The organism is Sandaracinaceae bacterium, from assembly GCA_020633055.1.
GTDB lineage: Bacteria > Myxococcota_A > Polyangia > Polyangiales > Houyiibacteriaceae > JADJJE01.
Map to the genome: position 1 here is coordinate 1065951 of JACKEJ010000004.1, position 24738 is coordinate 1090688.

The window sequence follows — 24738 nt, forward strand, 5'->3', positions numbered from 1 at the left end:
CTCTCAGGGCTGCGCTACCGTGCGCGTGGGGCTACGTCTTCGGGAGCGCGCCATCGAGCCCCAGGACCTCCCACGCCTTGTCCATCGCGTAGGTCATCCCGTACAAGCGGTCGCCCTCGCCGCGCAGCCGATAGGCGCTGGTGGTCACGGTGCCCACCTTCTTGGGCTTCTTGCCCGCGGGCAGCGCAAACAACGTCACCTCGCGACCGGAGCTGATGGCCACCGCCTGTCGGTCGGGAATGGCGGCGAGGCCGCAGACCTTCGCAGCGCCCACCACGTGCTCCACCTCGAAGCGGTCGCCCGTGCGGCGTAGCGTGGCCAGCTTGTTCGCGGTGACACACACCAGGTGATCGCGGTCGAACTCCGCCACCTGCACGATGGGCTTGCCCGCGACGTCCTCACACACCACCGAGCTCGTGTGGGTGGTGCGGTCGAGCTCGATCAGCACCTTGCCGTCGCACAGCCACGCGACCGCCCCATCGCGGGAGAAGGTGGCCGTCTTCACGAGCTCCTTGTAGCCATTCTCGCGCGCCCAGCCATACGCGGACGCTTCCGGCCACGTGGGCTCCGGCAGCGTGGCGACGTCGATGGGCACCGCCTCGAGCGGTCTCACGCTGGCTTCTCCCTCGGTCTTCTTCTTGCTCTTGGCGCGCGCCTGCGCCGCCAGCTTCGCCTCGAGCAGCGGCTGCAGCCCGACGACCTCGAACCCGTTGCCCTCGGGTGTGGAGACGTAGAGGCGGCCGTCACGGAAGAACGGCTTGGCCACGCGCTCGCTGAACGAGACAAGGGGGATCAGCTCGCCGTCGCCGATGCCCAAGAGCACCAGCCGCTCTTGGGCGTCGGTCCCGACCGCAAGGAGGCGACCGTGCGCGCGAAGCACCTGCGCGCCGGAGACACGCCGACTCTTGCCGCTGCGCCAGCCGGTCGCCTCTCGCACGCCGAGCATGATCTCCTTGTCCAAGAGCACCAGCACGCCTGGCTCGGGGTGCAGCACCTGCCGGGGCGCCCAGCTCGGGTTCTCCCACCGCGACAGCTCGCCGTCCGCGCCGAGGACCACCACCGCCGTGGGGGACGTGGCCGCCGCTGAGCGACCGTCTGCGGAGACGGCCAGGGTGGCGAAGAAAGCGCGCGTCTGACCGACGGCCGCAAGCGCTTCTTGTCCCACCGTCACCACGGCCCCCGCGTCATCGACGTACGCCATGTCGTGTCGCTCGACCTGCCGGCCGGTGGGCGCCGTCCTGGGCAGGAGCGCGAAGCGGCCCACGGCGAGGGCGTGTTCGCCAAAGTCGGCAGCGGGCGGCGGGCTGGAAGGCGGTTCGGGTAGCGTGCAGGGCACCAGGGAGGGCCCCGCGGGGGCCGCGGCGGACCCGGTCTCGGCGGGCTCGGTCTCGGCGGGCTCGGTCTCACCGCTGTGGGAATTCGCGGGCGGGGACTTGGCGGGCTTGGGCTTGGCCGGCGTGGACTTGGCGGCCTTCTGGCGCGCCTTCTCGGCCTTCTCGCGGAGGGGCCCGGCCCACGCTTCGACCACTTCGTCCAGCCCGTCGAGAGCGTAGTAGCTGGCGGCGTCGTTCGCGTAGAACAGCACGCGGCCGTCCACCTCCACGGGCGACGAGAGCTTGGACTTGAAGCCCGCGACTTTGCGCAGCTTGCCTTCCGCAAACGCATAGACGCGCGGGTTGGCACCGTACTCGGCTGTGATGAGCACGGTGTCGTCGCGATGCACCGACACCGTATCGCCCTTCCCCTTGGCGCTGGCGACGACGGTGGGCACCTCGGTGGAGGGGTCGAGCACCAAGAGCTCGCTGGCCCCTCGCACCACCCACAGGTCGCCGAGGTAGGCGAGCCCCTGAACCTTGTCTTCCACGACGAAGCGGGGGGTGGCCACGCCGGTCGCGAGGTCCACCGCATGCAGGTGGTTACCACAGGCGGTCAGCGCTTGGTCGCCGTCGCGGTGAACCGCGATGTAGTGCCCGGCGCGGTGGCCGTCGGGGAACACCACCGGTCGCACCCCGCCCGAGTCATCCAGAAACGCAAAGCCATCCGTGTATCCGTTGGTCGTGTGCCGCGCGATCGGTCGCGGCGTGGCGAAGAGCGGGTGGTAGCCGTCAGCCAAGGACTTGCGTCCGTTGCGCTCCACCCACGTGGGCTTGGGCGCCCCGAACGCTTCTTCGAGCTCCGCCGGGACAGTCGGCCGGACGACCTCGCCCTCGAACGGCACGAGCTGAACGTCGCTGCCCGCGTTGACCTTCTCGATGCGGGTGCGCTGCACCTCACTGCGGGCGGTCAAGCGGGCGGCCTCGAACGCCGCGTGGGGAGCGCCCACGGGGAGCGCGGGGTCCACGGCGCGCACCCCTGCAGGCGGGTCATACGCGGGGCCCTGGTCGGGCTTGGGCTGCACCGCCACCGTCCAGCGGTCCCACCCCGACGTGCCTTCTTCGCGCATCCCCCAGAAGACCACCTCGGCGACGGGGCACACGCGATGCGCCGCGAGCAAGAAGTCGGTCACCTTCGAGAACGTGGCGCGTGCTGCGCTCGACCAACGCTCGCCGACGGTGAAGCGAGCGAAGCGCTGAGACCATAGCCAGGGACGCGTCGACGGACGGGCCGGGCCGCTCGCTAGCAGGGACTCGTACACCTCGGCTAGCCGCGCGCGTTCGCCCTCGCTCGGCTCCCGGCGGAACTGCACCTCGTAGATGTGCCCCTCGTTGGCTCCCTCGTGCCAGTCAGCTGGCGAGCGGCCGTAGTAGCGAAACGGATAGGACACAGGACCCCCTGGAGTAGACCCACTTCAATCAACGCAGACACCTCACCGTCGGCGCTGCCAGAGGCTCTCAAATTCAGTGGGCCGGGGCTAGCCCGGCTCGACCCTAACGCCGGGGTCGCTGCTTCATCCCGGCGCGGCCCTTGGACTTGCCTGGCTTCGCGTCGCCCCCACCCGCACCGCCGCCTCCACGCGCGTCGCGGCGCTCTTCCTTGCGCTGCTCGTGCTCCAGCGCCTTGAGCTTGTCGCGCAGCTGGGCGGCGCGCTCGAACTCCAGGGCCTCGGCGGCCAGCATCATCTCGCTGCGCAGCTCCTCCACGCGGTCTTCGAGGCTCTGTGCGGCGTCGTCCGCCTCCTCGCGCTTGAGCACGGGGATGACCACGTAGTCGCTCTCGCCGCTGGACGCGTCCAGCTCGTGGATGCCGCGGCGCGTGGACTGCGGCGTGATGCCGTGCTCCTCGTTGTACGCCGCCTGCAGCGCGCGCCGGCGGGCCGTCTCGTCGATGGCGTACTGCATGCTCTCGGTCACCGCGTCCGCGTACATGATGGCCTGCCCGCGCACGTTGCGTGCCGCGCGGCCGATGGTCTGGATGAGCGAGCGCTTGCTGCGCAGGAAGCCCTGCTTGTCCGCGTCCAGGATGGCCACCAGGCTCACCTCGGGCAGGTCGAGGCCCTCGCGCAGCAGGTTGATGCCCACCAGCACGTCGAAGTCGCCGCGCCGCAGGTCGCGCAGGATCTCGACGCGCTCGAGCGTGTCCACGTCCGAGTGCAGGTAGCGCACGTTCACGCCCAGCTCGGCGTAGTACTCGGTCAGGTCCTCGGCCATGCGCTTGGTGAGCGTGGTGACCAGCACGCGCTCGTCGCGCTCCACGCGCAGGCGGATCTCGCCCAAGAGGTCGTCTATTTGGTTGCCCACCGGCCGCACCAGCACCTCCGGGTCCAAGAGGCCCGTGGGGCGGATGACCTGCTCCACGAACACGCCCTGCGACTGCTCCAGCTCCCAGTCGCCGGGGGTGGCGCTCACGTGCAGCACCTGCGTCACGCGCTCCTCCCACTCCTCGAAGCGCAGCGGCCGGTTGTCGAGCGCGCTGGGCAGGCGGAAGCCGTGCGCCACCAGGGTCTCTTTGCGCGCGCGGTCACCGCGGTACATCGCGCCGATCTGCGGGACCGTCACGTGGCTCTCGTCCAGCACCACCAGGTAGTCGCTGGGGAAGTAGTCCAGCAGCGTGGGCGGCGCCTGCCCAGCCTCGCGGTTGCTCAGGTGGCGGCTGTAGTTCTCGATGCCGTGACAGAAGCCCATCTGCTCCAGCAGCTCGAGGTCGTACATGGTGCGCTGCTCCAGGCGCTGCCGCTCCAGCAACTTGCCCTCGGCCTCCAGGCGCGGGAGCGTCTCGCGCAGCTCGGCGCGGATGCTCTCGATGGCCTTCTTGCGCTGCTCCTCGGGCGTCACGTAGTGGCTGCCGGGGAAGATGGCCGCGGTCTTCAGCTCGCGCAGCACCTTGCCGCGCAGCGGGTCCACCTCGGCGATGCGCTCCACCTCGTCGCCCCAGTACTCGATGCGCAGGGCCACGTCCTCGGCGTGCACCGGGAACACCTCCACCACGTCGCCGCGCACCCGGAACGTGCCACGATGGAAGTCGATGTCGTTGCGCTGGTACTGGATGTCCACCAGCCGCCGCAGCAGCTCGTCGCGCCGCAGCTCCTCACCCACGCTCAGCTCCACCAGCATGCCGCGGTACCACTCGGCCGACCCGATGCCGTAGATGCACGACACGCTGGCCACGATGATGACGTCCCGCCGCGACAGCAGCGCCCGCGTGGCCGAGTGCCGCATCCGGTCGATGCGGTCGTTCACGATGGCGTCCTTCTCGATGTACGTGTCCGACGCCGGGATGTACGCCTCGGGCTGGTAGTAGTCGTAGTAGCTGACGAAGAACTCCACCGCGTTGTCGGGGAACAGCTCCCGCATCTCGCTGTACAGCTGCGCCGCCAGCGTCTTGTTGGGCGCCATGATGAGCGTCGGCCGGTTCACCTGCTGGATGACGTTCGCCACGCTGAACGTCTTGCCGCTGCCAGTGATCCCCAGCAGCACCTGGTGCGCCTCCCCAGCGTTCAGCCCCGCAACGAGCTCGGCGATGGCCTGCGGCTGATCCCCGCGCGGCTGCATGGTGGACACGAGAGCAAAGTCGGACATACGCGGGCAGCGTAGCAGGCGGGCGTGTCAGGGGCTGTCAGGAGGGTGACCGCAGTCTGACGGGGCACCATCTTCTCGGCATCCCAGTTCGCGATGGGGACGAAATTATTCCCGCACCGCTCCGACGTTCTTCGCTACGATTTACAAATGTTCACGCATGGGGACCTCTTTCGCGCGTTTGGCCGTGCGAAGCAGCACATGGGGCTACTGCCGGGGAACCGCATCCCGTTTGCCAACTACGAAGCACATCTTGACCAGCGGCTGAGTGTGTTGCGGAAAAGGGCGCAACGCTCACAGTGGTTCGATGAGATCACGCCGATGGTGTCTGCCTGGCCAAAGACAGTATCTCCGACGTCCGACGGAACCATCCGGATTGGCACTCCCACGACCGAGCTTCCATCTGCGGCACATATCCGTCTAGTACTCGGTACCGACCCAGCATTGAGTACCATGGAGTGCCTGTGGCTTGAACGGTTCGGTCCGGCGCTTGAGTCAACTCTCTCTGACTCCTGCATGGGCTGAACCAACCCCTCATATTGGCTACAGCTAACGACATGTCAGAGGACTCCGAAGAGGTCCGCGAAGAACTTCTGTTCGCGTAGGAGCTCATCGAACTTGTTGAGCAGGATGTGACGTCGATGAGCGGGGGCATTCGGAAGGAGCGCGAACCATACGCATCCCTGACGAAAAAGAGAGTGAGTGCGCGTGGTGACGGTATTTGCCTTGAGCACCCTGTCGAGACCGGTGGCTTCGCTGGCGGCGCCGAGGACTGTGAGGAGCGCCTGGGCGAGCGCAGCCAGTAGAATCTGAAGTCTTGACACCCCCCGGTTGACCGGCTGATTCGTCGAGGAAACGCGGCGTCAAAATTCGACACCATCGTGGCATTAATTCCGCTGCGGTACGTTGGTAGGGGATGCCGACGTCATCGAGCCAGACCGCTTTATTCGAGAGAGTGGATCCGACCACGGTGACGAGCCTGTTCAGCGGGGGTCAGGTGCGGATCCTGGTGCACGGCCACGTGGTCTACGAATACCAGGAGGACGACCTGACCCACCGAGATCTGGCCGTCATAGGGCTCCGGAGGATCGGCCTTCGAGGCAAGCGCATTGCGATGGTGTGCCGCGTGAGCGAGTCGGAGGTCACGCGAGTGCGTCGACGCTACGAGAAGGGCGGCACGGCCGGTCTGGTGCGCGCGCCAACGCGCGAAGGGCTTTCACCGCTGAGCGCGGAGGAGCGCTCGCGCGCCATCGCGATGCGAAGCGCCGGGGCATCACTGGACACCGTGGCGCGGACGATGCGGCTGTCCCTGCCGCGCGTCATCGCGACGCTCGACGCGGAGGGATTGGGGTCCGTGGGGCGCGGTCATCGCTTGCGCACCCACCTCCCGGCGCAGCTTCCTCTGACGTCGGTGGAGCCTGAGCCGAGCCCCGCGGACGAGCCTGCCGCCGAGCCCGAGACGCGTCCTGCGCGCGATGCGGAGGACGACGAAGAGCTGCGCCCCGGCATGCCGCTCGCGGCGGGGACCGAGCACCGCTCGCAGTACGCAGGCCTGGTGCTGCTGACGAGCACGCTGTGCGACTTGGGCATCGTCCCGGCGCTGAAAGTGGCCTCGGCCAAGCGCTCGGACAAGGCGGTGTACTCGGCGCCGACCATCGCGATGACCCTCTGCGCGGGCATCGCGGCGGGGTACCACTCGCTCGAGTCTCTGCACGAGCGCGATGCGTACGGGCTCGGGGTGGTGCTCGGCACCGAGCGATGCCCGAGCGTGCGGACGATGCATCGCGCGCTCACCCAGATGACGGCCACTTATGATCGCGTCGCGCTGCACGGCGAGCTCGCGCGCCACCTTGCCCGCCGCGCTCCGATGGACGTCCGCGTCTTCGGTGTCGACATCCACTTCAAGACGTACACAGGCAAGGAGCGCATCGACAAGGGCTGGAACAGCAAGCGCCGCCTCGCCGAGAAGGGCCTCGCCGACGTGGTGGTCACCGACGCGATGGGTCGTGCCTGGTTCCGCGAGCCGGTCCCCGCGGGCAGCCACCTCTCGGCCTGTCTCGGCCCGATGGCCGAGCAGCTGCGCGTGGCGCTTCCGGAGACGACCGTCGTACTCGTGTCCGACCGAGGTGGCTTCGACTTCGATGTGCTCGAGAAGCTGAACGCGACCGGCGTGAAGTACATCGCCTGGGTGCCGGCCTCCGTGAATCTCCCCGACCTCGCGACCATCGCGCCAGCGCAGGATGGCATCGGCGGTGCGGTCTTCGAGCACCCGCGCATGACGCACGCGAGCCGGCTCATCGTGCAGCGCGACGGCGACAAGCTGCTTCCGCTCTGCACGAACGTCGACACGAGCATGGATGTCGTGGAGGTCGTCGAGACGCTCCGCGCGCTGCGCGGCATGCAGGAGAACTCCTTCAAGTCGGGACGGCAGCGTGCCGGCATCGACCAACTCTCCGACCGTGGCAAAGCAACGCGTGCCCCCGACGACCGCATCATCGACAACCCGGAGTACGTGCGCTTGAAGGAAGAGCTCGAGCAGCTCAACGAGACGGTCTCGGAGATCGAGTCATGCCCAGAGCGCTGCACCCAACGCGGCAAGTGGACGAGCGAGTACGTCGTCGCGCACCTTCGACAACAGACCACACAGAAGCAGATCCGTGACGTCCCCGCTCGCGTCGAGCGATGCGCCGTCGAGCCCGACGCCCAGCGTGCTTGGCTCTGCACCACCAAGCGCGACCTCGTGGTGCCCATGCGCTACCTCGTCGACAACGCCGTGCGCGACCTCGTCGACCGCCTCGGGGACGCGCTCTCCTCGACCGACCGTGAGCACGATGCCTCGACGCGCGCGCGAACCCTGATGGCCCTCCTGCAGGCCCCCGGGACGCTCCGCTTCGAGAAGCGCCACGTCGTCGTCACCATCGAGCTGCCGCTCCCGCCCGCGCCGCACGCGCGGATCGCACAGGCCCTCGAGGCCATGGATGAACTGCAACCGCGCTTCACGGATGGCGTGCGCACCGTCCGCTTCCGCCTCGCGCCCAGGGTCACGTGTGGCTCGATCCCCCTCGCCCCGAGCCCGTCGTGAAAATGCCATTCGGGCGGTCGACGAAGCCGGGGGGTGTCAAGACCTCAGAGAATCAGGCGGTCTCTGCGTTCCGGACGCTTGACTCGCACCTCCGAGAGTCCGAGTCCGTAGCGAGGGTTCTTCGCGTCGCGAAACGTCTCCTCAATTGTGAATCGCCGGCCGTACATCGCTACGATCTGGCTGGCGGTCAGGTCAGTGCGGTTTGTGGCCAGGCACCAGGGGTCCTTCATGTCCTTGGCCTTCACCGTGACGATGCCCGCGACGGGGTGCTCCTGAGTGGTCAGCGTCACGTTCTTCCACAGCCGCGCACGCCCCTCGGTCGAGACGAGCTTGGAGGCGGCCTGGAGCGGCTTGTTGGACACTCGGACCTTGATGTCCTTGCGAAAGCGGATGACGAAGTGCCAGCGCTGCTCGCTCAGGAAGTCGTAGAGAGCGGTGCCACCGAAGCCACGGTCGGCCACGATGGTGACGCGAACATCGTCTGGGATCGCGGAGCGTAGGCGAAGCAGCAACGTGTCCTCGGCGTCGATGCGGCCTCCGTCGCTCAGCTCTGCGCTCGAAACGGTCTTCCAGCAGAGCGGCGTGGCGCGGCCGTGCGACGTGATGACGTTGGCGGCGATGACGCTGTGACCGTCGTGTGCGTACTCGGTCCAGTCGAGCGCAACGATGACGTCCTTTCGCTCGCCGAGCACGAAGCGCGTCCAAGGTACGTCGAGCTGCTCAAGCTGCAGCTTGGGGTTCGACAGCAGGCGGTCCACCTGTTTGGTCGCGTGCTTCGGGTCGAGCCCCTGCGAAGTCGCGAGCGCTGCGCCGATGACCGCCACGCCCAGCGAACCCGCCTGCATGACCCCCAGCACCCCGTCCGCGAGCGAGCCCTCGAGCTTGGCGTGGAGCTCATTGTCTGTCGCCTGGCCGACCATCGAGCGCACTCTAGCCAAAGACACTCCCCCTGTGGTCTCGGATCGACCTGCCTTCCGCTGCCCGGCAGTCGCCGAACAGTCACGCGTCTCAGGCTCTTGAGGGTAGGCCAGTTTCGTCGGGGAGGCAGGCTTCGAGGTCTTCATAGCCCTTGAAACAAGCCTCGTGGCGCAAAATTCCCGACCCGCGGCGATATGTGCTCATGTGCGTGCGATGCGGGGATCCCTCAGGTTTAACACCACACTTCATTCTCCCACAAACGAGTACGATATCTCGGCTCGAAGCCCGTACGGAGATCTACAGATTGTTCGCAAGAATCCGCGACTAGTTGTCGCAAACTTGCATACCACGGATGCGGCATTCGACTGCGCGCTACAAGGCTTGCCGCCGCATGGAATTCGAAGTCGGGTTGATGCTCTAACACACGTGCTCGATACCATCGTTTCAGATGCCGGGGATGACCCGGAGAGGCCGACGCTCGCAGTCCTTCCAGAACTGTCGATTCCGCGAGATTGGCGATTCACGATAGTGAACTATCTTGCGAAAAACAACGTTGGTGTCGTTGCGGGCATCGAGTACGCACATCTGGGTGGCAAGCGAGTTGTCAACGAAGCAATTGCGGTCATACCGACGGGATACAGTACCGTTGCAGCGTGCGCCTGGAGCAAGCGATTCGCGGCGTCACATGAAGAGACACTCATTCGCTCGAAAGGCTTGCGCCTGGTCCCGCGCTCGGCGCCCTATGACGGCGGGGCGTCCTTGAAGTGTCAGTTCGGTCGGCTTGGATGTCTCATATGTAGCGAAATACTTGAAGTGAACAGAGTTTCGAATCTATTCGGAAGGGTCGACGTTGTGTGCGTACCAGCGTGGAACCAGGACACGATGTCATTCGATCACCTTGTTCAATCCACTGCAATGATGCTCCATGCCTATGTCGCTGTTGCGAACAACAGTGAACACTCTGACTGCCGAGTGCGCTCGCCACGAAAGGACTCTTGGGCACGTGACGATGCTCGACTGATACTGCGTCAGCGAAATGGGATGGTTTCGGCGATCCTCGAGCTGCAGTCTCTCACGCAATTTCATGGCGCGGGGCCGCTTGGGACCATGGTTGAGCCGGAATGGAAACCTCTTCCGCCAGGGTATCCAGTCGGGCGATAGGGTCCCAGTAGTGTTGACGCGGTCCTCCTGACCGTCCGGAGTCACCCCAGAACGATGTGCCCCAGCGCGCCCGGGTTCTGCCGGGAATGCCGCGCATGCTAGTCCATGCATATCCACGAGCTCTCCGGTGGATAGTCCTCCAGCTGCGAACCTACACTCCCTGTTCTGCCATGCCCGCAACCCCGACTTCCCGGGCTGCCCTCGCCCGGTTGCTCCAGTCCCCGGACTTTCAACGCTTCGAAGCCGAGCTCGCGCGCGTATCCGCGTTCCACGTGTTGGGCATCGAGCGGCGGGAGCTGAGTCATGCGGCGCTGTTGGGGTGGTTGCTGAACCCGCGGGGTCATCACGGGCTGGGGACGGTGCCGTTGCGCAGCTTCCTGATGCTGGCGTGTGGGCTGGGGGACGGGACGGCGTCGGGGCCCGACGCGGTGGAGATCGACGGGCTGGACCTGCACAGCGCGCAGGTGGAGCTGGAGGTCGCGGTGCGCGTGCCCGGGAGCGAGCGGGCGCGGCGGGTGGACGTGCTGGTGACGCTGCCGCTCGGGGACGGGTCGCGGGCGGTGCTGGTGGTGGAGTACAAGGTCGACGCGGCGGAGACCGACGACCAGACGGTGGACTACGCGGCGTGGGCCAGCGCGGAGACGGTCGCGCACGGGTGGCCCAGCGAGCCGCTCTTGGTGTACCTCTGCCCCGGTCAGGGTCAGCCCGCGAGCGACCGCTTCGTGGTGGTGGACTACGACGCCTACCTGCCCTGGCTGGACGAGCTGCGCGAGCGGCGCCCATCGCCCACCGCCGCGTTCTTGCTGGCCGAGTTTCGCGCGTGCCTGGGGCTGCGCGCGGACGTGCAGGACGAGCGTCAGGCCGCGCTGCTCACGCGTGTGGTCGAGTCCGAGGGCGAGGCCATCGAGGCGCTGCGTCGGTGTTCGGCGGCGCTCCCCGAGCTGCACGCCGCGGTGGCGCGGCACCGGGACGCGCTCAACGCGCTGGGCCTGTTCCAGTCGCGGCAGTCCAAGGGCTACTCCGCGTACGTGTCCGCGTTCCGTGAGGCCCTCCGGCAGCGGCTGGACCCCGCCACCTGGCACGTGGGGGGTGGCGAGGGGAGCTTGGTCGCCATCTACCGGCCCACCAGCGCTGCGCTGCACGAGGCCACCGGCCTCACGCTCGGGCTGACGTCGGCCATCCGCGTGCACGTCGCCATGGAGCGCCCGCGGCGCGAACGGACCCGCGCTGTGCTGGAGGTCATCGGCAACCACCCGCAGCTGGACGCGGTAGACAGCCGCAAGCTGCGCGAGCACCTGGCCCGCGACCTGCGCACCCGCTTCCGCGACCGCTTCGACCAAGACGCGCGCGGGATGATCGTCGGGGCCTTCGTGCTGCCCGCCCCCGGCATCGCCAGCCCGGCCGACGACACGGAGGCGCGCGTGGCCGGGCTCGCGGGAGAGCTGGCGGCGACGGCCGAGCGCGTGCGCGACCTGGGGGATGCGCTCAGCGCGTGGACGGAGGTGTTCCGGGCGGCGGTGGGGGACCCGCACGCGGTGGTCCGCGACGCGCAGTGACAGCTCCGCAGAGAAGCTGCAGACTCTGACATCACCCCGATGAAGGAGACCCTGACTGGCAAGGTTGAAGTCGAAGTGCGGGAGCCGTACGTCCAGAGGTTCGAGGAGCCTCGGCAAGCCCTGACGACGGTAGCCGCTTGGTCCTGGGTGCGGGCATCGGTGGCGTTTCGAGTCGGCGACGTGGACGTGGTTCGACTGATCCAGGGGACCTCTGACGACGTGAACCTCCGTGCTTGGGTCCAGCGCACTTGGCAGCTCCTCTGGGACTTGAGAGGGCCCGGTCGCCGGCACGTGTTCTTCGAAGGCGAGGCCGACCGGTGGGTCGAGTTCCACCACCACGACGCTGGCGTCAGCATCCAAACCGAGAGAGGCGTGGTGGCAGTCTGTGATCACGGCGACTTGGTCTCCGCGATCGAGGCCATGCATGCGTCGGTTCGGACCGAGCTCGAGGCCTGTGGAGAGGGCGGTCAGTGCTGGTGGCAGGACGCCTACGACGTGCTCGACCCGGGCTGGATCGACCTCGACGACGACGCCTTCTTCGCTTCGAGGCAAAGTTGGCGTGTTGGAGGCCCCTTCTTCTACGCGAAGCTTGCGTCGCCCGACCTCGGCGCGGTCGAGCAGGCCCTCGCGTCGCTCCGTACTTGCGAGCGATGGCCCCCGGTGAAGACCGGTGAACCGTCTTCGTCCCGCTGGGTCTGGGAGGTGGCTGGCCTGGAGCGCCGGGCTGGCTTCTACTTCCTCTCCGCGGACGGGTCCATCGCGTTCCCAGGACGGCAGGTCGCACGCGCGTGCCAACTGCCCAACGAGGAGGCAGACGCGCTGTGGCCGACTGGCCCGTGCCCAACCCCGCAAGCGCGCTCGTTTCTCAGGGGCTTGGTCGCGCTCGTCCAGCAGCTGGCTGGTGCGACCACCATCACGTCTGCGGCCCTCTACGAAGAAGGCACGGCGGGCCCTCGATGTGTCGTCGAACCCGGTTGGGTCTACGTCTACGCGTGGGCCGAAGTGGGTGAGCCAACGACCGACCGTCACTTCCATCGCGTCTCACTCTGAACGATGGGAACCTGCGTGTGTATCCTCCGCACATGAGCGAGCCCGACCTCGGTCCGCAGTACAAAGGGGACAACGCGTTCAAGCGCCGGGCGCGGCTGCACCAGTCGCGGTTCCGCGTGGAGCAGCTGGGCCTCCTCGCGTATCGCGACTTCGGGAACCGGCTGGTCACCGCCGACGCGCTCGCGGGTCGGAACTTCTACACCGCCTGGCCCGGGCTCTTCGACGCCGTGACCGCACGCTACGAGGCGGGCGACACACGCTTGTACTGGGACATGCTGCGCAGCGAGCACATGCCGTTCAACCTGTTCGTGCCGCTTCGTGACGAGCGCGCGCTGCTCGAAGCGTGGGTGCACCGCGTGACGGACGAGCGGCCGCGCCATGTCCGACGCGTAGAGGTCGAGTTCGCGCCCGCGCCCAAGTCGGCGTACCTCGACGACAGCACGTCGTTCGACGCGTTCGTCGAGTACGAGCGTGAGGACGGCGGCAGCGGCGGTGTGGGCGTCGAGGTGAAGTACACGGAAGGCGAGTACCCCTACGGCAAGCAAGAGCAGCGCCGGATGTTCTCGGACGCGTCACCGTACCACCACGTGCACGCACGCTCGGGCATGTACGTGGTGGGGTCCATCCCCACATTGCGCACCGAGCGCTTCAAGCAGGTCTGGCGCAATCACTTGCTGGGAGAAGCGATGGTGCAGCGCGGCGAGCTGGCACGCTTCACCTCGGTCACGATCTTTCCGGCAGGGAACGAGCACTTCGTTCGAGTGATGAAGGAGTATCCGCTGTTGCTGCGCCCGGAGATGCGTGCGCGCGTGGTGGCGCAGACGTTCGACGAGTTCCTGGAGGTGCTGGGCAGCGCCGGCGGGAGCGATCGCGTGGCACCATGGCTCGCCTATCTGCGCCGCCGCTACGCGCACCCGTAGCTCACGGCTCCGGCCGGAACGCGGCTTGCTGCCGAGGGAGCCCCCACGGCGCGTTCGACGCTGCCACGGCGCCGCTCGTGTGGCACTCCTCGCGCCAACGGCAACGCAGCGGGGAGTGGCGGAACGTGAGCACGAAGGCAGCGGCTGAGCGATTCGAGGTGGTCAGGCGTGGTCGTACGGCCAGTCGAGGACAGTCGGCTCTCGACAGCCATGAGTCCACGCGGCTCGCTCAGCCGCCTGGAGCTCCGCGACCTCCTGTTGCCCGCCGGCGACTTCGCGCCATCGATCGTGGCGCCTCAGCCACTTGAGGCGCCGGCGCCTCGCGGCACACGGAGGGCATCGCACGGCACCCCGACGCAGCATCTTGAACGGTATGCGCGCGACCTCGAGTAGGTGCTGCTGCATCTCGGGCGTCACGGTGACCAAAGTAGGGCAGGCGCCGCAGGAAACTCGAAAGGCCAGATAGTGCGTAAAGCCGTCGAGTTCGCGGAAGCCGTCGATGATCACCGCGTGATCGATCGGAACGCGGCCCCCGCTCGCGCCGTCCTCCGCTGCTCCAGCTCGTGCCATCGTCGAGTTGGTCTGGGTCGCTCGGGCCACGGCGTCAAGTGTCACAGCGCGTGGGGTGAGCCCGATCGTGCACGGGCTTGTGCGCACGCCGTCCTGGCAGGAGACGAGCTCGCGAGCCGCGGAGTTGGAACGCTGTAGGCCCACCGGAGCCAACCGACCCTGCTAGATTCCGCCCATGCATGGCGCGTACTGTCGAGGGCTGGAGAGGGTGGTCTGGGCATGGATTCTCGTCATGGTGGCGGGGTGCGCCACGGCGCCTCCAGCCGTGACCACAGGTCCGCACTATCCTTCGCAAGACCCAGACGCGGACAGTGCGGCATCTCCCGCGCCGGAGAGTCTCGACGGGCAGTTCTTCGTGACGTGCGGGAGTGAGCCTGTTGCGTTGGTCGCCAGCGGGGGAGACCACGCGCTACCGATAGGGTTCGTGGAGCGCCCCGCCCAGGTTCGCGCGGGTGCGCGACGTGGGGGGCAGGTCGTAGGCGCCATCAGCTCGTCGCTGGGCGTGGTGAACGCATGGCTGCCCGTCGACCGCCTGGGCTGGTACACGACCGAGGCCGTCGAGCTGACGGGTGCGCCGGTGTACGTGTCCGCGGGCCAGCGAGTCTGCCGACGAGACGGCGGGTCCGCTGATGCACCTCGGGTGTACGTCGAGCTCCGGGTCGGGGACGCCTGGACGGCGCACGACCACCCGGCTCGCGTGGACACCACGACCCGAGGCGCGTTGGGGTGGGAAGGAACCCTCGCGCGGAGTCTGGTCGGGCACTTGCCGGCGCCGAGGCGCCCAGGCAGCGCAACGCTGGGGACGTTCCGCGAGTTCGTCGAGGGGGCGCAGCCGGTAGTCCTGACCGAGCCCGGCGGCGCTCCGTTGCTGACCATGCAGGGTACACACGGCAGCGTGTACGTCTCGAGCGAACGCGATGGTGGGGCATGGGTGCGCGTGGGTTCTGGGCCCTACGTGGTCGGCTTCACGACTACGCCGCTCGTTCCGCAACAGGAAGCCGTGGGCAGCAACTTTGGCATGGGCGGTCTCGGGTTGTCGGGCACGGGTCGGGCCGCCCGAAGCCGCCTGGCGCGCGAGAACACCGATTGGCCCCTGCGCCGCGTCGCGCCAGGCGCCAGCTTGGTCGTCATGGGAGGCCAGACGCTCGTCACGCCCGAGGTGTCGTACGCACGCGTCGGGCCACTCCACTCGATGGGTCGCCACACCGTGCTGCTCGGGACCGACGACGGCTTCCTGCTCGTTGGCTGGCTGCTGCCGGAGAGCTTGGTGGACGAGTCGGAGGCGCCAAGAACTCCGTGAACCGTGCGCTTGGCAGCACCGATCCCGATCCCCATGTGGAGCGTTGGCGATGATGTCGAATGAAAGCAGCGTGATCGACGCGCAGAGTCCACTCGACCGAGTCGAGGCGAAGCTGGTGCGTATGGGCGCCGCGTTCGATCGCACCGCCGCGTCGATCACCATCCATCCTGCCGACGAGCACGGCTTCGAAGTGGGCTTGGCCGTCGCGGACGGACGCTTCCACGTGTGGTTCGAAGGCTGGCACGAACCCTTCACCGACCCGGACGAGGCGCTTCGGGCGCTGGCATGGGGGCTCAGCCCCGAGTGTCGGCTGAAGGTCACGTATCGGGGCAACGTCGCCGTGGCATGGACCACGCAGCACTGCGTCGAGGGCGTGTGGCACGACGATGCCACCACGGGGTGGCTGTTGACGCCGTTCTGGCGCCCCAAGCGCCACGTGTTCAAGCAGAACCGCCTGGCCACCGGGCCACGGCGCGAGACGTAGCGGATGGTCCGTGGGATCAGAACGTGGTCCGCTCCGGATGTTCCTCACGTCGCTCCCGCTGGGCACGCATCTGCGCCCAGATGAGCACGGGGACTGAGAGCGCGAAGACGCAACACGCGACCAAGAACCCTGGCCGGCGGTTCCACCCAACCTCATCACACAGGTCGCGCGCGTGCTGCTCAGCCAGTGGACCCGACACGGTCCGCACTCGCCCCGTCGCAGCGTCCGGGTCGAAGAAGCTGTCGATGGCCCCGTCGCGGCACACGACCAGCTCGAGGTCCGGGTCCGTGTCCACGTCGAGGCCCGCGACGAAGCCGCGCGTCGGCGCGAGAAAGTATTCACCCCCAACCCACACGTCGCGCTCGAAGACCCGCGATTCACCGTGCGACACGCGAATCCGCTGGCCGACTTGGAACTCGCGCGTTCCCGGAGGGAGCGACTCGTGCTCGATGACGTAGCCTTCCCAGCGCACGTCGCTGAGGGGCGTCAGCTGCGCCATCGCTCGGTCGCTCCGCCAGCGTAGCAGCCCGAGGCAGCCCGCGATCAGCGCGTCCATGGTGACCAAGCCCAGCAGCAGGGTGCGACTCCTCACCGCCGGACTCTAGCCCAACCTGCTCGTGTCGGGCGAGCGGCGGAACAATCCATCCCCGCGCAGGTTCGGGGCTGCCGCCGACAAGGGCGACCTTTGGGAGCAGCTCCCCCAAACGCTCGGCAACGCCAATCAGGCGCGCTCGATTGGGGTCGTGCATCACCCAAAGGCTCCGATGGCGTTGAGCTGGCTCGCAAGGAAGTCGGTCGCCACCCGGCGCTCGCGCGCGGGCTCCATGCGCAGCGCGTCCACGGCCGCGAGGACGCGGCGGAGCGCCGGCCGTTGCTTCGCCAAACGAGGGGCCTCGCTGACCACGGGAGGCACGGGGTAGCCCTCATCGGGACCGTCCTCGAGCTCCCACACCACGGGGGTGCGATCCGGTGAGAACTCGTCGACGAGGGGCGCGACATAGGACCCCGTGCGGAGCCCGCGCACCACGCGCGCACGGTCTGGTCTCGCGGGCATCAGGAACTTGGGCACGTGCTGGAAGAACTCGAGCGCGAGCGCCCCGTCCACTCCGTCTCCGTCGATGAGACCCGCCTCTCGCAACCGCCCCAAGCTGCGCTGCACGGTGCTGGGCGGAACGTCGAGCTGCTCGCCGAGCGCGCGCGCGGAGGGCTTGGTGCCGTCTGCGGCCAGCTGCGCGAGCACGAGGATGTCGAGGGGCTGCATGGTCCGATCAGGCTGTGCCATATTTTGGCACACATCAATCGGGGTCGCGGTGATTGCACACGGACTCGCGTGGGGGCCTTGCGTCTTGTGCTCCGCTGGTATAGTTTTTACCTATACCAGTGACCGCCATCAACCCCACCGCCACACTGCTTGCGTTCGACCGGTTCCTCCACGCCGAGCACCTGTCGTTCGAAGCGGTGGTCATTGGGGGAGCTGCACTGCATGCGCTGGGCGTGGTCACGCGGGTCACCGAAGACGTCGATGTGCTGGTTCCTGAGGTGCCCCCAGCCATCGCGAGTGCGGCGGCGCGCTTCGCGGCGCTTCCGGACACCGAACCGCAGGACGGAACGTGGTTCAACTCGAAGTCGTACGACTTCGTTCAGGTTCCAGGATGCTTACCAGAAGGTTGGCGAGAGAGGCTGCGTCCGCTCTTCCGCGGGGACGCGCTCGGTCGCCTGGATCTCCTCTGTACGAAGCTGGTGGCACTGGTAGACCGAGGCACCGACTTCGACGACTGCGTCGCGCTTGCACCGAGCCCGGAGGAGCTGGCTGCGGCGTGGCCGTTCGTCGCGGCGTACGAGGGCAACGAGGAGTCCCGAGAGACGTTCTGGATCCCGCGTGCGCAGGCGTTCTACGCCAAGCTGTCGGTGGAGCTTCGTCATGGCGTTCCATAGAAGCCCTCCCACGTTGCTTCGCGGTCAGGAACTCGAGCAATCGCTCCGGGCCATTGGGCTGCGCTTGGGCGCGTCACACCCTGCACCTGCGTGCCCGGCACCCGAGCAGGTCCTGGTCTCCGCGGTGACGGCCGCCATCCCCAACGACCTGCGGACCCTGTCGGTGGTCACGACCTGGCTGGAGGTCCACGGCGCCCGCGTGCATGTGGCCGAGCTCGCGCGCTATCTGGACGCGGGCAAGGCGGCGTGTCGTGACCCTGAGCGCTTCGCGGCCTACTGGTCTGGCGTCGCGCAGTGGCAGCGGGCGGATGTGCGCTGGGCCAAAGTGGCGGCGCGGTTCCCGGGTCCCACGGTATATCTCTCTGGCCTGCCTGCCGACCTCGAAGAGGCTCAGATTCTGCGCAAGGGCGAAGACCTTCGCTTTCTCGGCAGCCGGCTGCGTGTCCCACAGGGGATGCTCCGCGACAGGAAGGCCGACGTGGACGACCCGGCCACGCTCTCTGCTCGGCATGCTTGGTATCGCGAGCGTGTCCGGCAGGGACCGAGCTACCGCGCCGACTGCTGGGCCGAGCTAGAACGCAACCCTGAACTCTGCGCTGCCGACCTGGCTCGCGCGGTGGGCTGCACCTATCCCGTCGCTCACGCCGCTGTGGTGGACCAACACGTATGGCGGTCCATCCCACCGCTCGCGTTGCCCGCGCCCAGCCGCTCGTGAGGGCCGGGCTGTCCCTGAGCGGGAGTCGGCACGAATCGGCTCGTCTCACTCGCTCAGTTCGTAGGCCCCGACGTCGTAGGCGCCCACGGGTCGCACCACGCCGTTGAGGGCCTCGAATGTGTCCAGCCAGCCTGCATCCAGGCTGGTTGGCGCAACGCCTCCTCCGATGAGGGGAGACCCCGCCGCGGGGGTGAAGTCACCGTTCGGAGCGTTGGTGAACATGGGGTCGGCGTCGACGTTCAGCGTGGCGGTCCCGCACGACGAGCAGGCGTTGAGGTTGGCTGCCGTCGCCGTAGTCGTGGTCGACGAGGCGCCCTCGCGCAGGAGCCACGCGGGGGCGACGGCAGCTGCGCCCACGACGTTGTGCGACGTCCGCACGCTACGGAAGGTGTCGTCCTCGGATGTGAGTCGCACGAACACGGCGTCGCCCACACCCACGTAGTACGCGTTGTTGGCCACGACCGCGGGCGGCCCCTGTGAACTGTCGAGGTCGAGTGCCGTCACCTCGCCGTCCGACACGGCCTCTCCGTAGAACGAGTTGTTGAGGACAGAGACCTCGTCGTAGTGAATCGAGAGGATCGTGCTGCGAACGCCTGACACGGTCGCGCTGAACGTGTTGTTCACGACGCGCGCGCGACCTCCCACGGCTCCGGTGGCGACGAAGGTGCTCCAATCGACCGGTTGCGTCGACGCGAACACCGAGCGCTCCACGACGAGGTCGCGCGCGGCCTGGATCGAAGCGCTCCCTCCCGTGAACGCGTAGGCACCCGGGAGCACGTCGACGTCCATGGTGACGCCACGGAACAGGGAAAGCTCCGCGCCGGACCCGATAAAGACCGGCCCGCGTGTCTCGCCGCCGAAGTGCACGTCGGCGAGCAACAGGCGCTGTGTCCCATAGACCACGAGCGTGGCATCGAAGTTCAGCGGTGCCGCGATGCTGAACCGGACGCCTTCGATCGTGACGTTCTGGGCATAGACGTAGAGCCCGGTCCCGCCCATGGGCTCGACGGCGTTTCCGCGCAGCTCGATGGTGCTCACGAAGGTGTCGGGGTCGCGCGTCCAGTCCGTTTCGCGATAGCCGCCGTGGACCTCCACGCGCGTCGAGGCTTCGAACTCGAGGTTGCTCGCGACGTACGTCCCCCGCGCGAGAAACAGCACGACGTCGGAGGAGATGTCGGCAGCCGGCGCCAACGTGCAGAAAGGCACCTGACGGGTACCGGGTCCGCTGTCGTCGCACGCACCGCTCCCCGCAGCGACGTAGACCCCCACGGAGCCGAGCGCGCTCCGGTCGGCGCCCAAGCACGAATCGTCGATGCCGTTGTCGGCGATCTCGGGCTCGCGGGGGCTGAGCGACGGGTCGGTGTCGTCGCAGTCGGGCCCAGAGCGCGTGAGGTAGCGGTCGCACCCCGTGAACGCTTCGTCCCCGTCTTGGTCGACACACTGCGCGCATGCGGTCTGGTTGTCTCTGTCGGTGTCGTCGCAGTCCTCGACGCCGCCGTCGGCGTAGCGATCGCACCCCGCGAACGCGCCGTCCCGGTCGGCGTCCATGCACGTCGCGCAGGTGGTGTTCGCCTCGAACAGGTCGTCGTCACAGTCGGTGCCAGCGACACCGCCCGGTGGGGCCACGCGATCGCCGAAGCCATCCCGGTCTGCGTCGCGCATGCAGGTGGACGGGTTCTCGCGGAACCTAACGCTCCAGAGCACGTCACGGTCCCTGTCGTTGCAGTCTGGACCTGGGGTTTGTGTGTACGTATCGCAGCCTGCGTAGCTGCCGTCGTTGTCGGCGTCGCCGCACGTGTCGCACGTTCTGATCGTGTCGGGGTTGGCGTCGTTGCAGTCGTCCCCGGGGTCCTCGACAAAGCCGACCGGAAGCGCATCGCCTGCGCAAACCGACACTGGCAGCACATCACGCGCCGTGCCGTCGTGGTCCGCGTCCACGTAGGCGGTGCGCTGCGTGTGTCGCGCCGCATCGCCGTCGTCGCAGTCGGGCCCGCGCGTGCAGAGCTCGCCGTATCCGTCGCGATCGGCATCCACACAGTCGTCACCCGAGTCATCCCCGCACCCCAAGAACGCGACCGAAACGAGCGCGACCCCAACCATCCCCTGCAGCCTCGTGGTCATGACATCTCCGTACCGCTTCGTATCACTGACGCTCGAGCGCGGGAAGGGAGCGATTAGATGGTAGGAGTACGCCCCTGCACATGACTCCCCGGGACACGTTCATGGCGATGGTTGCCAGATTCTTCGGACGCCGCGTGCGCCTGGGATTCAGCGCAATCTTGCTCGTAGGCTGCGCGGCGCCCATCGCTGCGGGCCCGAGCATCGGCAGCGCTCCGGACGATGTCGAAGGCGCATCGCTCCCGGACCGGGACCGCGGCGCGCCCTCTGGGTGCACCGAGGGCCTCGACGAGTACGACCGCGACCGGGGCGTGGAAGGCTGCTACCTGAACCTGCCCGCGTGCATCGAGTGGTGCGAAGCGGGTGACGCACCGAGCTGCCTGAGGTTGGCAGCGGACGGCTATGGCGCGCGCCACCCCGAGCTCGTGGAGCGGCTCTGCGCCGAGGGGTACCTACACGCGTGCGTCGTCGTCGACAGGCGGCGCTGGACCGAACGTGACGCGGTCGACGTAGCCTGCGCGGGAGAGCGCCTCGACTACGCGTGCCAGCTCGGAAATAGCCTCGCGTGCTTCACGCGGGCGTTCTACCTCCGGACCGACGATGGCCTCGAAGCCGGCCTGGACGAGTCGTTTCTGGAGGTCGCATGTGAGACGCACAACGACCCCATCGCCTGCGGCGCGTGGGCTGCCTTCTACGACATCGGGGAGTTCGGTCTCACTCCATCACCGGATCGCGCGCGCGAGATTCGCGCGGGGTACTGTCGCCGGAGACCAGAGGACTGCCAGCGTGATCCCGGCGCTCCCCATGGACTGACCGCCGAGATGATCCGACATGTGGTGCGCTTCCACCTACCCGAGGTGGTCGCCTGCTACGAGCCTCACGTCGCGATGCACCATGGCACGCTGAGTGTTCGCTGGGTCATCGGCCCGGACGGCCAGGTGACCGACGCCGTGGCGTTGAACGCGCTGCACCCGCCGCTAGACGACTGCGTGCTCGAGCGGGTTCGGGCGTGGCGCTTCCCACCCCCGAGCGGAGGCGTCGTCAGCGTGACGTATCCGTTCACCCTGGTGCGGTCGCCGTGACGCGACGCTGAGCACATCCACTTCGCCGGGCACCGCGCGTCGGTCCCGCTCACTTCCGTGAACCAGGGCGCGCAAGTTTCGCGGACTCGCGCCGAAGACGCCCGGGCATGGCGAACCCCGCAGTCGCACTCTCGGCTTCACACGAAACGTAACCAGAAGTTATGTTCTGTGCGATCACTCACGCATCCGTTGCATATACCGTAACCTCTAGTTACGTTTTGTGTGTGACTGAACCCGCGAGCAAGCCCAACTGGGACGCCCTGTACGAGACGGCAGCGGCCCAGGAGGGCTACTTCACCACGCGGCAAGCAGCGGATGCGGGCTACTCCACGCACCTCCTCTACAAGCACATCCAGGCATGCCGCGTGCTTCGTGTGCGCCGAGGCGTCTACAGGCTGGTTCATTTTCCCGCAGGGGATCACGAAGAGCTCGTCGTCATCTGGCTGTGGTCGGACCAAGCGGGGGTCATCTCGCACTCGTCCGCACTGTCGCTGCATGGACTCTCGGACGTGCTCCCCGCCGTTGTGGACCTGACCCTGCCGAGCGAGTGGCGCACTCGACGATTCAGGGTCCCGCCTGGCGTCGTCCTACACCACGCAGACGTACCCGCCGAGGATCGCGTCTGGTTCGGCGGCGTGCCCACCACCAACGCTCGGCGGTCGCTGAACGACTGCGCGCGCGCGGGGCTGTCGCCCGATCTGCTCCGCCAAGGCGCCCGGCAAGCCCTCCGCCGTGGGCTCGTCACCATGACCGAGCTGCCTGACGTTCAGAAGGCGCTGGAGTCGTTTGGAGGACTCGAGGCGTGACCGTCCGCACCTACCCATCGCCGACCGCTTTCAAACAAGCGTTGGAGCAGCGGCTACGGACACACGCGGGGTCTGGTGGACAGCCGGCCGTGGCGTAGTGAGCGTGACGTATCCTTCACCATGACGTTGTCTCCCTGATCTCCCGCGCGACGGCTTGGGATTCCTCGAAGAGGCTCTCGAGCTCTCGCTGGGTGCTCTGGACCCGCTCCTCGGCCGCTTGGTAGGCGCCGTTCTCTGTCTCCGGGGCCAATCCGAGCTGGAACCACACGCGGTGCACGGCTTCGCCGCGCTGGGTAGGGCTCTCGGGGTCACCTCCGAACGCGCGCACGGCGTGCACCAAGACCTCTCTGTCCAGCCTGTGCACCAGCATCGCCGCTCCCCCCAGCTCGGCGTTCATGGTGGAGAGCTCATCCATGGCGCGAGGCACGCTGTCGTGGGTCGACGCGTTGGGCCATTGCGCGCGTTCTGCCAAGTCGTGCAGCAACTCCACGACGAACTCACGCAGCCGCGTCTCGGTCCACAGCGCGGGCGCGAGGAACTCGGGCCCCTCGCGTCGCAAGGCCTGCGCACAGGTGTCGCGTGGCTTCTCCGCAGCAAGGTCGGCCCGCATGGACTGTAGAGCCGGGTTGTCAGCGGCGAGCGGCCCGGTGGCCTCCAACAGAAATGCCGACAGCACGTCGCTATGGCGTGTGTCCCTGAGCAAGATCTTCGTCGCTCCGCGTGAGAGCAGCGCGCGCGTCCGCTGCTCGAGGCTACGGCGGTCTTCCATGTGTCCTCCGTGGACTGGTCGAAGGACCACTCCCGTCACGTCATCATGGCACGCCGACGAAACCGTCGGCCAGCGGTTGCGCTACCGCGGCCGGATGTCGATCACGAGCGCACTGAAGCCCTCCTTCAGGACATAGCTTCCGCCGTGCGCGACGACGGTCTGGTCCCCGTCCACGCTCGCGGCGTTGACGAACACCATCTGCAGCTCCTCGTCGACGAACACCCCGCGCGAGTCGTGCTCGTGGCCGAACACATGGAGCCGCGGTCGCTCGGCAGGGGACATGCCTCGCAGGTGATCGCGCAGCGCCACGCTGCCGATGGCGATCGGCGTGGGTCGCACGACGCCGCCGTACTGCACGCTCGCGTCGAGAATGCCGAGCGGCGGGCTGTGCGTGATCAAGACGTCCAGTCCCGCGGGGATGTCGCGAAAGAGCTCGTCGAGGCGCGCGTCGTCGCGCATGAAGCCCTCGTTTCGCTGCGGGTTGTCTGGCGTCATGGCCCGCCGTCGCGGCGTGAGGTTCACGTAGGGCGTGCCGAAGAGCGCAAGCCCCGCCACCTCCGCGCCCGCGTGCTGGAGCAGACGCAGCGGCCCTTGATCCGAGCCGTCGTCGAAGAGGCGTCGGGCGTCGTCCATCGACGCACGCGTCCACGCCTCGCCGGGCTGCGAGTGGGGCGCTGCCCCGAGCCACGTGTCCGCATCCAGCGGCCTGTCGTGATTGCCCGCGACGGTCACTACACCGTGCGTGTACCGCGGCGCCAGCGAGCGCAGCCACGCCGCCGCGCTCTCGAGCTCCGAGCGCAGACCGTTGGTCGTGTGGTCCCCCGCGTGGATCAAGAGGTCGCCCGGCGGGAAGAGCGCCGGCGGAATGTCGACGTTGTGCGTGTCGGACACGATCACGAGCCGGAGCCACCCCAGGGTGCGCGGCGCGTCGGCAGACACGATGGTCACGTCGTTCATGCGGTTCCTGTGGAGGATAGCCGCATGGCCGGCCGCCGGATGCAGTTCGAGGTTCGTTAAGCGTCCGGCGGCAATGCGTGACCCATGATCAACGCCTTCCAGCCGATCGCTGTTTAGACCTCAGGTGCGTCAGGAAAACAGCTGGGCGGGAAGCACTTCGTAGCTCACGCCGGCCGCCCCCAGGTTGCTGGCGGTGAGCCTTGCAATACCGCCAGGGGGCTGGCGATCAGATTTTGACGGCGAAGATCGTGGCGTGATTCGCGTCGGCGTCGGGCTGGACCCGAAGGAAGTGCGTCGTTGGTTCTTCCCTAGCAGTGGAATGGATGGCCTGCTGTTTCGTCGTCAGGCATCTCTCTCTCAGCG

Annotated in this window: 18 protein-coding genes; 10 read left to right on the forward strand and 8 right to left on the reverse strand. The window is 67.7% G+C overall.

Annotated elements, in window-relative coordinates:
- Positions 1-31 precede the first annotated feature (31 nt).
- Together H6726_04440 and uvrB are read right to left on the reverse strand one after the other, a co-directional pair.
- Positions 32-2764 (reverse strand): hypothetical protein, encoded by a 2733-nt coding sequence (locus H6726_04440; protein MCB9656878.1) that lies wholly within the window; start codon positions 2762-2764, stop codon positions 32-34.
- A 103-nt stretch (positions 2765-2867) separates the two neighbouring features.
- Entirely contained in the window at positions 2868-4955 is a 2088-nt protein-coding gene (gene uvrB / locus H6726_04445) for an excinuclease ABC subunit UvrB (GenBank protein ID MCB9656879.1), read from the reverse strand.
- A gap of 913 nt (positions 4956-5868) precedes the next feature.
- On the opposite strand from uvrB, the gene H6726_04450 reads away from it, so the two are divergent.
- Positions 5869-8034, forward strand: coding sequence for a hypothetical protein (locus H6726_04450; protein ID MCB9656880.1), 2166 nt, complete (start codon positions 5869-5871; stop codon positions 8032-8034).
- Between the two features lie 44 nt (positions 8035-8078).
- On the opposite strand, the gene H6726_04455 is transcribed toward H6726_04450, so the two are convergent.
- On the reverse strand, positions 8079-8954 hold the full coding sequence (locus tag H6726_04455; protein MCB9656881.1) for an IS4 family transposase: 876 nt from the start codon (positions 8952-8954) through the stop codon (positions 8079-8081).
- 1329 nt (positions 8955-10283) lie between these two features.
- Here H6726_04455 and H6726_04460 point away from each other — a divergent pair.
- The 5 genes from H6726_04460 to H6726_04480 all read left to right on the forward strand — a co-directional run bounded on the left by H6726_04460 (position 10284) and on the right by H6726_04480 (position 15993).
- Positions 10284-11669 (forward strand): PD-(D/E)XK nuclease family protein, encoded by a 1386-nt coding sequence (locus H6726_04460; protein ID MCB9656882.1) that lies wholly within the window; start codon positions 10284-10286, stop codon positions 11667-11669.
- A gap of 159 nt (positions 11670-11828) precedes the next feature.
- Positions 11829-12719: a hypothetical protein gene (locus H6726_04465; GenBank protein ID MCB9656883.1), complete on the forward strand. Its 891-nt coding sequence runs from the start codon at positions 11829-11831 to the stop codon at positions 12717-12719.
- 32 nt (positions 12720-12751) lie between these two features.
- Positions 12752-13639, forward strand: coding sequence for a hypothetical protein (locus H6726_04470; GenBank protein MCB9656884.1), 888 nt, complete (start codon positions 12752-12754; stop codon positions 13637-13639).
- Positions 13640-14633: 994 nt separating this feature from the next.
- On the forward strand, positions 14634-15509 hold the full coding sequence (locus H6726_04475; GenBank protein MCB9656885.1) for a hypothetical protein: 876 nt from the start codon (positions 14634-14636) through the stop codon (positions 15507-15509).
- A 49-nt stretch (positions 15510-15558) separates the two neighbouring features.
- Positions 15559-15993: a hypothetical protein gene (locus H6726_04480; GenBank protein ID MCB9656886.1), complete on the forward strand. Its 435-nt coding sequence runs from the start codon at positions 15559-15561 to the stop codon at positions 15991-15993.
- Between the two features lie 16 nt (positions 15994-16009).
- Here H6726_04480 and H6726_04485 read toward each other — a convergent pair whose 3' ends face one another.
- Together H6726_04485 and H6726_04490 are read right to left on the reverse strand one after the other, a co-directional pair.
- Positions 16010-16585: a hypothetical protein gene (locus H6726_04485; GenBank protein ID MCB9656887.1), complete on the reverse strand. Its 576-nt coding sequence runs from the start codon at positions 16583-16585 to the stop codon at positions 16010-16012.
- 156 nt (positions 16586-16741) lie between these two features.
- On the reverse strand, positions 16742-17254 hold the full coding sequence (locus tag H6726_04490) for a MarR family transcriptional regulator (GenBank protein ID MCB9656888.1): 513 nt from the start codon (positions 17252-17254) through the stop codon (positions 16742-16744).
- Positions 17255-17373: 119 nt separating this feature from the next.
- Between H6726_04490 and H6726_04495 the strand changes: the two genes are divergently transcribed.
- Positions 17374-17928 (forward strand): hypothetical protein, encoded by a 555-nt coding sequence (locus H6726_04495; GenBank protein MCB9656889.1) that lies wholly within the window; start codon positions 17374-17376, stop codon positions 17926-17928.
- Positions 17915-18643, forward strand: a complete 729-nt coding sequence (locus H6726_04500) for a hypothetical protein (GenBank protein MCB9656890.1) — start codon at positions 17915-17917, stop codon at positions 18641-18643. The genes H6726_04495 and H6726_04500 overlap by 14 nt, the downstream gene beginning before the upstream one ends.
- A gap of 45 nt (positions 18644-18688) precedes the next feature.
- Here the strand turns inward: H6726_04500 and H6726_04505 are convergent, their stop codons facing one another.
- On the reverse strand, positions 18689-20764 hold the full coding sequence (locus H6726_04505; GenBank protein ID MCB9656891.1) for a hypothetical protein: 2076 nt from the start codon (positions 20762-20764) through the stop codon (positions 18689-18691).
- A gap of 80 nt (positions 20765-20844) precedes the next feature.
- Between H6726_04505 and H6726_04510 the strand changes: the two genes are divergently transcribed.
- Both H6726_04510 and H6726_04515 read left to right on the forward strand, forming a co-directional pair.
- A complete protein-coding gene (locus H6726_04510) occupies positions 20845-21843 on the forward strand; it encodes an AgmX/PglI C-terminal domain-containing protein (protein MCB9656892.1) in 999 nt (332 codons plus the stop codon).
- A gap of 161 nt (positions 21844-22004) precedes the next feature.
- Positions 22005-22649 (forward strand): type IV toxin-antitoxin system AbiEi family antitoxin domain-containing protein, encoded by a 645-nt coding sequence (locus H6726_04515; protein ID MCB9656893.1) that lies wholly within the window; start codon positions 22005-22007, stop codon positions 22647-22649.
- A 115-nt stretch (positions 22650-22764) separates the two neighbouring features.
- On the opposite strand, the gene H6726_04520 is transcribed toward H6726_04515, so the two are convergent.
- On the reverse strand, positions 22765-23418 hold the full coding sequence (locus H6726_04520) for a hypothetical protein (GenBank protein ID MCB9656894.1): 654 nt from the start codon (positions 23416-23418) through the stop codon (positions 22765-22767).
- An 81-nt stretch (positions 23419-23499) separates the two neighbouring features.
- On the reverse strand, positions 23500-24375 hold the full coding sequence (locus H6726_04525) for a metallophosphoesterase family protein (GenBank protein MCB9656895.1): 876 nt from the start codon (positions 24373-24375) through the stop codon (positions 23500-23502).
- Positions 24376-24738: the final 363 nt, after the last annotated feature.